Source organism: Ureibacillus manganicus DSM 26584 (assembly GCF_000772945.1).
Lineage (GTDB): Bacteria > Bacillota > Bacilli > Bacillales_A > Planococcaceae > Ureibacillus > Ureibacillus manganicus.
The window spans coordinates 34,282-45,691 of the sequence record NZ_JPVN01000025.1; the positions used below are offsets into that span (position 1 = coordinate 34,282).

Annotated in this window: 9 protein-coding genes; 8 read left to right on the forward strand and 1 reads right to left on the reverse strand. The window is 35.5% G+C overall.

All coding sequences use genetic code 11. The features are described from left to right. Nucleotides 1-16: 16 nt before the first annotated feature. Nucleotides 17-184 carry a hypothetical protein gene (locus CD29_RS20340; protein ID WP_156111898.1) on the reverse strand — a complete coding sequence of 56 codons (168 nt, stop codon included), beginning with the start codon at nucleotides 182-184 and terminating at the stop codon, nucleotides 17-19. Nucleotides 185-419: 235 nt separating this feature from the next. Here CD29_RS20340 and CD29_RS16120 point away from each other — a divergent pair, with 235 nt between their 5' ends. The 8 genes from CD29_RS16120 (at nucleotide 420) to cysK (ending at nucleotide 11,326) form a co-directional block, all read left to right on the forward strand. Beyond that, nucleotides 420-2,813 carry a SpoIIE family protein phosphatase gene (locus CD29_RS16120; protein WP_036189156.1) on the forward strand — a complete coding sequence of 798 codons (2,394 nt, stop codon included), beginning with the start codon at nucleotides 420-422 and terminating at the stop codon, nucleotides 2,811-2,813. Nucleotides 2,814-3,043: 230 nt separating this feature from the next. Next, nucleotides 3,044-4,450 carry a tRNA lysidine(34) synthetase TilS gene (tilS, locus tag CD29_RS16125; RefSeq protein WP_036189158.1) on the forward strand — a complete coding sequence of 469 codons (1,407 nt, stop codon included), beginning with the start codon at nucleotides 3,044-3,046 and terminating at the stop codon, nucleotides 4,448-4,450. Between the two features lie 192 nt (nucleotides 4,451-4,642). After that, nucleotides 4,643-5,185, forward strand: coding sequence for a hypoxanthine phosphoribosyltransferase (gene hpt, locus CD29_RS16130; RefSeq protein ID WP_036189161.1), 543 nt, complete (start codon nucleotides 4,643-4,645; stop codon nucleotides 5,183-5,185). Nucleotides 5,186-5,317: 132 nt separating this feature from the next. Then, nucleotides 5,318-7,369, forward strand: coding sequence for an ATP-dependent zinc metalloprotease FtsH (ftsH, locus tag CD29_RS16135; protein WP_036189163.1), 2,052 nt, complete (start codon nucleotides 5,318-5,320; stop codon nucleotides 7,367-7,369). Nucleotides 7,370-7,643: 274 nt separating this feature from the next. Next, nucleotides 7,644-8,411 carry a type III pantothenate kinase gene (locus CD29_RS16140; protein ID WP_036189165.1) on the forward strand — a complete coding sequence of 256 codons (768 nt, stop codon included), beginning with the start codon at nucleotides 7,644-7,646 and terminating at the stop codon, nucleotides 8,409-8,411. Nucleotides 8,412-8,430: 19 nt separating this feature from the next. Further along, nucleotides 8,431-9,315: an Hsp33 family molecular chaperone HslO gene (hslO, locus tag CD29_RS16145; RefSeq protein WP_036189166.1), complete on the forward strand. Its 885-nt coding sequence runs from the start codon at nucleotides 8,431-8,433 to the stop codon at nucleotides 9,313-9,315. After that, nucleotides 9,296-10,258 carry a peptidyl-prolyl cis-trans isomerase gene (locus tag CD29_RS16150; RefSeq protein WP_036189167.1) on the forward strand — a complete coding sequence of 321 codons (963 nt, stop codon included), beginning with the start codon at nucleotides 9,296-9,298 and terminating at the stop codon, nucleotides 10,256-10,258. The genes hslO and CD29_RS16150 overlap by 20 nt, the downstream gene beginning before the upstream one ends. A 138-nt stretch (nucleotides 10,259-10,396) precedes the next feature. Then, nucleotides 10,397-11,326 (forward strand): cysteine synthase A, encoded by a 930-nt coding sequence (cysK, locus tag CD29_RS16155; RefSeq protein WP_036189168.1) that lies wholly within the window; start codon nucleotides 10,397-10,399, stop codon nucleotides 11,324-11,326. Nucleotides 11,327-11,410 lie beyond the last annotated feature (84 nt).

Genomic DNA, 11,410 nt, shown 5'->3' on the forward strand with positions numbered 1-11,410 from the left:
GGTTTTTCTATCGAACTTATAATAGTCGCTTTGTTACAACGATTAGGTTGAAAAATGTTATTGCGAGCCCGAGAACTAGTGCAATTAATTGTAAGATGACATGGATTGGTGCAATCGTACCAACTACAATTAGAAGTGCACCAATAAATATAGATAATGCTAACTTCCAATACTTATCCAACATTGTTTATCCTCCAAACTATAGTGGAATCCCCTTTAATCTTAGCTTATATAAAGAAAACATAAAAGTTAACAGAACAAGCCTTTTCAATATTGTCGATAATACGACATTTATTTTTTGAATGTAGGCTTATCTACTATTTCGTCGAACAATTTTCTCTGTTTCCTTCATGACTAGACAAATTTTACAAGTAATCTTTTATATAATTGTTCGAAAATGAAAGAAGGGAATGGAGAAAATGACAAATATCGAAACAGTTTCTGAAAGAGCGATATTACATGGGATCAAAGACGGCTTTTCTATTAAAAAGATTAGTCTTATTATACATCTGTTCTTCTTTTTGCTAGCTTTGTTTCTATCACAAACTATCATGTTTGGTGCAGCGGTCCCGTTTCTACTACCACTTTGGGCCATAGTTAGACAACGTTACGAAAATGAAAAAACATGGGTTTTAATTGGGGGAATACTAGGCGCTATTAGTTTAGGTCTAGGACAAGTACTAATATTAGGGTTGCAATTGGTGCTTTATGAACTATTTACCCGTTTTCGATATTGGAAGTTGCCGACAAGTTTCGCTGTAGCTTTTGCAATTTTACTTGGTCAATTTATATGGCAAACTGCACTACATTTTAGTATTCCACCGTTCATCATACAACTTTATATTTATTACGAGGTAGTTTTGGCGTTCTTTATGACGATTTTTGTACAACTATTTTTTGTTCAACCACACCAATTTTGGACAAAAACTTGGAATTATGAACGAGTTGGCGCAGGACTAGTTATTTTAGCGATGGCTTTAACGGGCATGAATTCAATCGTTGTTTCATATTTTGGTTTAGCTCCATTTGTTATGCATCTTGCTATTCTAATCGCTGCATATGCAGGCGGAGTTCCTATTTCAGCAACTATTGCTATTATCGTTGGTTCCCTAGTGGGTATTTCAGAGCTTTCCTTTACTGGAATCATTGCAGTTTATGGATTAACTGGTGTCGTTGCAGGATTATTTATTGGGTTAGGACGGGCAGGTATTGTAATTGGGAGTGTAGTTCCTAGTGCGTTCTTTTTCTTTTACGATACAACCTTACCTTTAGATACTGTCTATTTCGTATCAATTCTAATAGCAGGAATTGCATTTTTTGCTATACCCCAGAATGTGTTTACATTCTTGCAAAATATTATCCATCCTAAGCGAGACGAAGTATTATTACAACGCCAGGAGTGGGTAACAGAAAATACAAAGGCAAAATTAGAAACGTTTCAAAACTTTGTTGTTTTCTTAAAAGAATTAGTATTTGATCGTTTTACTTCAACTGAAACTATTAAAACAGTGAGGAAAATTGAACCTACTCAAACGTGTATGAGTTGTTTTCGATATGAACGTTGTTGGGGTAGTGAAAATAATGGAATGGACGAGCTTATCGAAAATTGGTTTGTTGCAAAATCAGGTGTTAAAGTTGCAGAACAGACAATGGCAGAGGAAAAAATAAAATTAAAATGTGTAAAATCAACTAAGTTATTAGAAGAACTTGATTATCAACTTTATAACGATAAGATTAATGGAGAATTTTACCATGGTAAGAAAATGATCGCATTACAACTAAAAGATTTAAGTAACCACTTAAATAAGTTGATGAAAGAAATGGAAAGTGAAACGCTAACTTTTAAGACGATAGAAGATGAGCTATATCAACAACTTAGAACCGCTCAAGTTCAATGTTTCCAGATAGATATTTTAAATAATACAATGGGAGAGCGGGTTGTCGTATGTTCTATTGCAAAAAGGCATAAAACATATGAAGAACAACACATGCTTTGTGAAAGAATTCTTCTCCCAATCCTTTATGAAGTTTTTGCGGAGCCATTCCAAGTTGAAAAAATAGTAGACCAAAAACATCCATTTGCCCATTTGCAAATTAGTTTCCGTTCTGCAGTTCGTTACCAAATAGAGTATGATGTATACAGCAAAGCAAAGAATTCATGGATTTCAGGAGATACACATGCAGTTTTCCACATTCACCCAGGGCTGGTTGCAGTAATGCTTTCAGATGGAATGGGACAAAGTAGAGAAGCTAAACGTGAAAGCCGACGTTTAGTTCGATTAATGAGAGACTGCCTGAATTATAATATGAATCCTGAAACAGCCATGCACACGTTGCATTATGTGATGTCTCTAAACCGCGAAGTAGATATGTACGCTACAATAGATTTTGCACTTGTAGATTTGCAAAAAGGTGATCTATGGTCATGGAAAGCCGGTAGTATGTCGACCTATATTTTACGCGGAGAACGATTAATAAAAGTAGAAGGTGCTGCCGCTCCAGTAGGGTTTATGCCTGTATTTTCAATTGAGACAGAGAAAGTGAAAATACTTGCTGATGACTATGTAGTTATGGTATCAGATGGTGTATTCTCTGGGAATCATGACTGGGATGAACAAGAAAAGTACTTTGTGGAAATATTAAAAGACAGTATTGAAAATGAGATACCAATCGAAATTATGTTATATGATTTAATGGAACAATATCAACAGAGATATGAAGTCGATGATGACTGTACAATTATGATATTTAACGTTGGTCATGTTGTGCCAAAATGGTCTGTGTTTAAACCGAATAGGAAAGTTGTATCTTAAAAGAAATGCGAAGAACGCTCACTCAGCTCTTCCAGATAAAAACGCAATGTCCTGCTCCTGCGATGCTGTAGCTACTCGTTGTAAAATGCTTTTGTAGCATTGTCTGCACTAGCACTTCCATGTGCGTCGGAACTTCATGCGTGCTTGCAGGCAAAAGAGCAAGTGTTCGGAGCTAAACACTAATCTTTAATTCAAAAATATATTTAAAAAGTAAGGTGTGAGATGAGAAGATGGTTTCATTTGACAGCAAAGTGCGCTCATTTATAAACGAACATGAATTAATTCAACAGGGAGACCGTCTTCTCATAGCTTGTTCTGGTGGAATGGACTCGATGGGATTATTACATTTTTTTCTCGACCTAAGAAATCATATAAAATTTGAAATTTTTGTTGCACATGTAGATCATATGTTAAGAGGTGATATATCTTTTCACGACCTACAATTTGTAGAATCTTTTTGTAAGGAAAAAGGAATTACGGTATTTAGTAAATCAATCCCCATCCCAAAAATTTTAGAAGAAGAAGGGGGAAACTCCCAAGCGATTTGTCGTAGGGAAAGATATGCATTTTTTAAAGAAGTAATGGAGAAGAACTCCATCCTAAAACTTGTTACTGCACATCATGCGGATGATCAATTAGAATCCTTACTCATGTCGTTAACAAAATCAGGTTCATTATCCAGTATGAAAGGAATATATCCAAAACGTACTTTTTCTTTTGGTACAATAATAAGACCGTTCTTACCTGTAACAAAGGACGAGGTAAAAGAATATTTGGAAGAAAAAGGTGGTACATATCGAGAAGATAGTAGTAACGCAAAGGATGAATACACTCGAAATCGATTTAGACATCACATAATTCCACTAATGAAAAAGGAAAATTTAAATGTCCCTCAAAATGCGGTACAACTAACAACGCAATTACAAGAAGATGACGATTATCTGTATCAGTTAGCCTCGGAGAAATTTACCCAGGTAATAAGAAAAGACGAGGAAAAGTATGTATTAGACATTCCTAATTTGAAAAGTGAACCAGTTTCTTTACAAAGAAGAATCATTTTTATACTATTAGACTACATTTACGATAATTCCGAATATTCAAATAGTGAAACGCTTGTAAAATCCATTATCAATCTATGTAAAACAGAGGACGGTAGTGCAACAATATATTTACCTAATCAAATTGTTGCTAATAGAAGATATAGTGAAGTTAGTTTTGAAAGGGAAGTAACAAATCATCAGAATATCGAAATAACATTGAATCTCAATAAGTGGAATGAATTAAAAAATGGCGTTCGTTTATACATAGGAGACGTCTCAAATGGAACAAAATCTAAAGAATCAAGTAATCAAACAGTGTATTACTTTAACTCAACTGAGTATAAAGCACCTTTTCGTATTAGATTCAGAAAAGAAGGAGATAGAATACATTTAAAAGGAATGGAAAGTCCAAAACGATTATCGCGCCTCTTTATCGATGAAAAAGTCCCACTATTAGATCGTGACCGGTGTCCAATACTAGTGGATGATAATGATACTGTAATGGCCGTAATTGGTATTCGGGAAGGAAAAAATATTTCCAAAATACAACGCGCTCAAGATGATATTAAATTTATTATCGAGTACAATAATATATAGGTTAAAAAGTTTAAGTATATGTAAAAATTATTATGCAAGCTGTTAGCTAAAGAGCTTACAATGTTATATTATGGACTTACATTTATTTGAATTTAATTGACACACATGTTTTAACGACGACAAAAGCTTGCCACTTTGGTACTAGTGAAAAGTGTAAATTCGATTATTAATGGAGCTACAGGAGGAACATAGATGATTCAACAGGATATTGAAAAAATAATGATCACAGAAGATGAGATTCAAGAAAGAATTAAGGAAATTGGTAAGCAGTTAACAGAAGAATATCAAGATCAGTTTCCACTTGCAGTAGGAGTTTTAAAAGGTGCTACACCATTTATGACAGATTTAATGAAGCGATACGATTCCTATATAGAAATTGACTTTATGGACGTATCTAGTTATGGAAATGCTACTGTTTCTTCTGGAGAAGTAAAAATTTTAAAAGACTTGAATACAAGTGTTGAAGGCCGTGATGTAATTATTATAGAAGATATTATTGATAGCGGACTTACACTTAGTTACTTAGTTGACTTATTTAAATATCGTAAAGCAAAATCCATTAAAATCGTGACGCTTTTAGATAAGCCATCAGGTAGAAAAGTAGACCTAGAAGCAGATATAGTTGGTTTCCAAGTTCCTGATGGATTTGTAGTTGGATACGGATTAGATTACTCAGAAAAATATAGAAACTTACCATATATCGGGATATTAAAACGTGAAGTTTATTCATTTTAAAACGGATTTATGTAAATATTTCGACAAAAAAGATAAAACATTTTTTTGACGGGGCTTTTCGTTGTATGATGAAATCATGATATGTTAAGATTTTACTTATAGTTTTTCTGTTATGTTGTGAGGAGGCTGGGGATGAATCGAATATTTCGATACACCATATTTTATTTATTAATTTTTCTCGTGATAATCGGTATTTTTGGAACATTTAATGGAGGAAAAGCTCCTTCTGAAAAGTTAGACTATCATGAGTTTTTAAACGCGTTAGAAACAGGTAAGATCACAGAGGCAACCATACAATTTGATAATATGGTTTATGTAGTACAAGGGAAACTTGCAGGCTATGAAGAAGGGCAAACGTTTACAGCTAACATCCCGACTGATTACCCAGGTATCCAAGACAAAATTGCTGATGCAAGAGAAAATAATGCGAAAATTGAGTACATCCCAGCTCCAGAAGCGAGCGGTTGGGTTCAATTCTTTACGGGTATTATTCCTTTCATCATCATTATCATTTTATTCTTCTTCCTATTGAGTCAATCTCAAGGTGGCGGAAATAAGGTAATGAACTTTGGTAAGAGTAAAGCGAAATTATACGATTCTGAAAAGAAAAAAGTACGCTTTGTTGACGTTGCTGGTGCAGATGAAGAGAAACAAGAACTTGTCGAAGTTGTTGACTTCTTAAAAGATCACCGTAAATTCACTGATATGGGCGCACGTATTCCAAAAGGTATTCTATTAGTAGGTCCTCCGGGGACAGGGAAAACTTTGTTAGCACGTGCTGTTGCTGGTGAAGCCGGAGTTCCGTTCTTCTCGATTTCAGGTTCTGACTTCGTGGAGATGTTCGTCGGTGTCGGTGCAAGTCGTGTCCGTGACTTATTTGAAAATGCAAAGAAAAATGCGCCATGTATTATCTTTATCGATGAAATTGACGCAGTTGGTCGTCAACGTGGAGCAGGTTTAGGTGGAGGTCACGATGAACGTGAACAAACATTAAACCAATTACTAGTTGAAATGGATGGTTTCGGTGTAAATGAAGGAATTATCATTATTGCCGCTACAAACCGCCCAGATATTCTAGACCCTGCCTTACTACGTCCAGGTCGTTTTGACCGTCAAATTACGGTTGGCCGTCCAGATGTAAAAGGACGTGAAGCAATCTTAAAAGTACATGCGCGCAATAAGCCTTTACGTGAAGATGTTGACTTAAAAGCGATTGCTCAACGTACACCAGGATTCTCTGGAGCAGACTTAGAGAACTTATTAAACGAAGCTGCATTAGTTGCAACACGTCGTAATAAAAAGAAAATCGACATGACTGATCTTGATGAAGCAAGTGACCGCGTAATCGCTGGGCCTGCTAAAACAAGTCGTGTGATTTCTGAAAAGGAACGAAAAATTGTTGCATTCCATGAAGCGGGACATGTTGTCGTTGGTCTAACTTTAGATCAAGCTGAAAAAGTGCACAAAGTAACTATCGTACCACGTGGTCAAGCTGGTGGTTATGCAGTGATGCTTCCTAAAGAAGACCGTTACTTCATGACAAAACCAGAATTATTAGATAAGATTGCAGGTTTACTTGGTGGTCGTGTTGCTGAAGATATTACATTTGGTGAAGTATCTACAGGGGCGCATAATGACTTCCAACGTGCAACAAGTATTGCTCGTTCAATGGTAACCGAATATGGTATGAGTGATAAACTAGGACCAATGCAATTTGGTAGTAGCCAAGGTGGTAATGTATTCCTTGGTCGAGATTTCAACTCAGAACAAAACTATTCTGATGATATTGCTTATGAAATCGACAAAGAGATGCAATCACTTATCGTTGGGCAATATGAACGTACAAAACAAATACTTACAGAAAAACGTGATTTATTAACTTTAATTGCTGAAACATTGTTAGAAGTTGAGACATTAGATGCTCAGCAAATTGAACACTTGAGAGATCACGGAAAACTTCCTGAAAGAGTAGATTACTCAAAAGTCGATGGTGAAGAAGCAGAGAATGCAAAACAAGATTCTGATACTGCTGAATCAAATAATGCGGTTATTGAAACAACAGGATCTACTTCTTTAGAGACAGAAATTGGTGGTCGTACTTCTGACCCAACAACTTCTGACTTACCAAAAGAAGGTTCTTCAGATAACCAAAACCGAGGCATTCAAGAAGATAGAAATAAATAAAACCGAGCTGATTGTCTACCCCTTTGGTAGATAATCAGCTTTTTTCTTAAAGGGAAAAACTAAGTGAAATTCGGCTGATGACCAGAATTGACTTACGACATATTTGAAATTATGTGTAATTTGCACTTAATTTTGAATATGTCGTATCTAATTTTTAGCTATATTAGTTTTGTAAAATCAATAAGTTTTAGATTACTCAACTTATGAATAACTATGGTAATATTTCTAATAAAGGTTTTCATATGAAATTTCATAATGGATGTGAATAGGAAAGATGATTCTCGTATTAGATGCTGGGAATTCAACAATTGATATAGGTGTCTATCAAAACGATTTACTTCTTCACCATTGGCGCATGGAAACAAACTTGCATAAAACAGAAGATGAATATGCGATGACGGTCAAAACGTTTTTCTTGCATGTAGAGAGAAAATTTGAAGATGTTGAAGGGGTCATTATATCTTCTGTTGTACCGTCAATTATGTATTCGTTACAAGAAATGTGCCGCAAATACTTTAAAATCAACCCTCTTATAGTAGGACCAGGAGTAAAAACGGGTTTAAATATTAAATATGAAAATCCAAGACAAGTCGGATCAGATCGGATTGTGAATGCCGTTGCAGCTTTAGCTGAATATGGTGGTAGACCAATCGTAATAGTTGACTTCGGTACTGCAATCACATATTGTTACATCGATGAAAAAGGTAATTATATTGGTGGGGCAATAACGCCGGGAATTACGATCTCATTAGAAGCATTATTTAATGAAGCATCAAAACTCCCACGTATTGAATTATTAAAACCTTCAAATGTAATTGGGAAAAACACTGTTGCAGCTATGCAATCGGGGATTTTCTATGGATTTATCGGACAAGTTGAAGGAATTGTTCGTCGAATAATCGAGCAAAGTAATGAGGAACCTATTGTCATTGCAACAGGTGGCCTTTCGAAGTTATTTGGATATGAAGCAAAGATAGTTGATATTGTTGATCCGTTATTAACATTAAAAGGTCTATATATTTTATATAAACGAAATCAATAAAGAAAAGAGGAACACAAAAATGAGTGATTACTTAGTAAGAGCTTTAGCTTTCGATGGTAAAGTGAGAGCATTTGCAGCAAAAACAACTGAAACAGTAGGAGAAGCACAACGTCGTCATAATACATGGCCAACAGCAACTGCAGCACTAGGACGATCAATTACAGCTGGAGTAATAATGGGTGCGATGTTAAAAGGCGAAGAAAAATTAACAGTTAAAGTCGAAGGAAATGGTCCAATTGGTCCCATGATTATTGACTCAAATGCAAAAGGGGAAGTAAGAGGCTTTGTCACAAATCCTCAGGTTCACTTTGAGTTAAACGAAGTCGGTAAACTAGATGTGCGTCGAGCTGTTGGGACAGAAGGTGCGGTTACAGTAGTAAAAGATTTGGGGTTACAAGATATGTTCTCGGGGCAAACTCCGATTGTTTCTGGAGAAATTGCAGAAGACTTTACATATTATTTTGCAGTTTCTGAACAAGTTCCATCATCAGTTGGATTAGGTGTATTGGTGAATCCGGATAACACGGTTTTAGCATCAGGAGGGTTTATCGTACAATTAATGCCTGGTTGTGATGAAGAAACAATTTCACACATTGAAACCCATTTATCAACTATTGAACCAGTTTCTAAAATGATTGAAAAAGGGTATACACCCGAACAAATATTAGCGGCAGTTTTAGGGGAAGACCAACTACAAATCCTCAGTTCAATGCCTGTAGAATTTAAATGCCAATGTTCAAAAGAGCGTTTTGGTGCGGCAATTATGAGCTTAGGTGTCGGGGAGATTCAAGAAATGATTGACGAAGATGGCGGAGCAGAGACTGAATGTCATTTCTGTTTAGAAAAATACTATTATGATGAATCAGAGTTAAAAGGTTTCATCAATGACATCCTGGAGCAATAATAGTAATAACCAACTTAGAACTGCATCATTGGAAGACAAAACTCCCCTTTCAAAACGTCGCTTAAAAACGAAACCTACACTAACGGTAATGGCCGTTTTATTAATTGGAAATATATTTTGGTTTGTACTATGGATTTTTGGTGCGAGCATGAAAAATGATGGTGGCGACGAAATTGTCGCTACCATTGATGGAGAAGTTATTACTCGCCAAGAATGGATGGCATCAATGGAGAGTTTGTATGGGAAAGAAACATTACACTCTCTTGTAAATGACGCTGTGATGGAGAGAGCTGCAAAAGAATACGATATTACAGTAACAGAGGCTGAAATAGATCTTGAAATTGCATTAATGAGTTCTACAAAAGACTTAGATACTTCACTAAAAATGTTTGATGAGAAACAAACTCGTCAACTAATACGGGCACAGCTAATACTAGAGAAGGTATTAACGAAAGATGTTGTTATTGAAGACTCTACAATACAGAGTTTTTATAATGAAAACAAATTGCTCTATAATACCCCTACTACATATCGGACAGGCATGATTGTGGTCGATTCAATAGATGAAGCAACTCAAGTACAAAATGAGTTGAAAAGTGGTGCTGATTTTTCTATGTTAGCAAGAGAACGATCACTTGACACATCTTCTGCAAGTTTAGGTGGGAATATTGGATACATTTCAGCAAATCAAACAACTATAAATCCAGAAATCCATAAGGTTGCTCAGGAACTAAATATCAATGAAGTTAGTGAGCCATTTGCTTTGAATAATGGAACTTTTGCACTTTTAACTATTTCTGAAATTATAGAAGGTAAATCTTTTTCATATGAGGAAGTAAAAGAGCATATTAAGACAGAATTAGCAATGGAGCAACTTCCTACTAACGTATCAGCGGAAATGTTTTGGGAAGAATTTAATGTAACGTCCTACTATTTAAAATAATCAATTCAATAATTAATTAAGACCTACAAAATAATTGACAAAATTTGTAGGTCTTCTTATTGACAATATTTGTTTAAGGTCATATACTAAGTTAATAAAACATATAAATATAGTAGGGATTAAAAGGGAGGAAATATCATGAGTAAAATTGCAAATTCAGTTACAGAATTAGTGGGTCGCACACCAATCGTTAAGCTTAATCATGCAACAAATGAAAATGAAGGTACAGTGTATGTAAAATTGGAATACTTTAATCCAGGAAGCTCTGTTAAGGATCGTATCGCACTAGCAATGATCGAAGCTGCTGAAAAAGATGGGATTTTAAAACCGGGCGGAACAATTATTGAGCCTACTTCAGGTAACACAGGTATTGGGTTAGCGATGATTGCTGCTGCAAAAGGATACCGTGCAATTCTAGTAATGCCTGAAACAATGAGTATCGAACGTCGTAAATTATTACGTGCTTATGGTGCAGAGTTAGTGTTAACTCCAGGTCCTGAAGGTATGAAAGGTGCAATTGCTAAAGCAAATCAATTAGCTGAAGAAAATGGCTACTTCTTACCACAACAATTTGAAAATGATGCAAATGCTGAAATTCACCGTTTAACAACAGGACCAGAAATTGTAGAAGCGTTTGATGGTATCAAATTAGATGCATTTGTTTCTGGTATTGGTACAGGTGGAACAATTACAGGTGCTGGTCAAGTGTTAAAAGAAAAGTATCCTGAAATTGAAATCATTGCAGTAGAACCAAAAGATTCTCCAGTTCTTTCAGAAGGTAGATCTGGATCTCATAAAATTCAAGGTATTGGTGCTGGATTTGTTCCAAAAGTACTAGATACTGAAGTTTACACTTCAATTGCTACTGTAGAAAACGAAACAGCATTTGAAGTTGCTCGTAAAACAGGTCGTGAAGAAGGAGTCTTAGTAGGTATTTCTTCAGGTGCTGCAATTCACGTTGCAATTGAGACAGCAAAACGCCTTGGTAAAGGATCAAATGTATTAGCAATTGTTCCATCTAATGGTGAACGTTATTTATCTACTGCCTTATATAATTTTGAAGACTAAAAATTATCAAGATAGACAAAATCTCCTTTGAGGTTTTGTCTTTTTTATGTGTGCCAGGCATGGCAACTATCTAGGTGGTGGAAG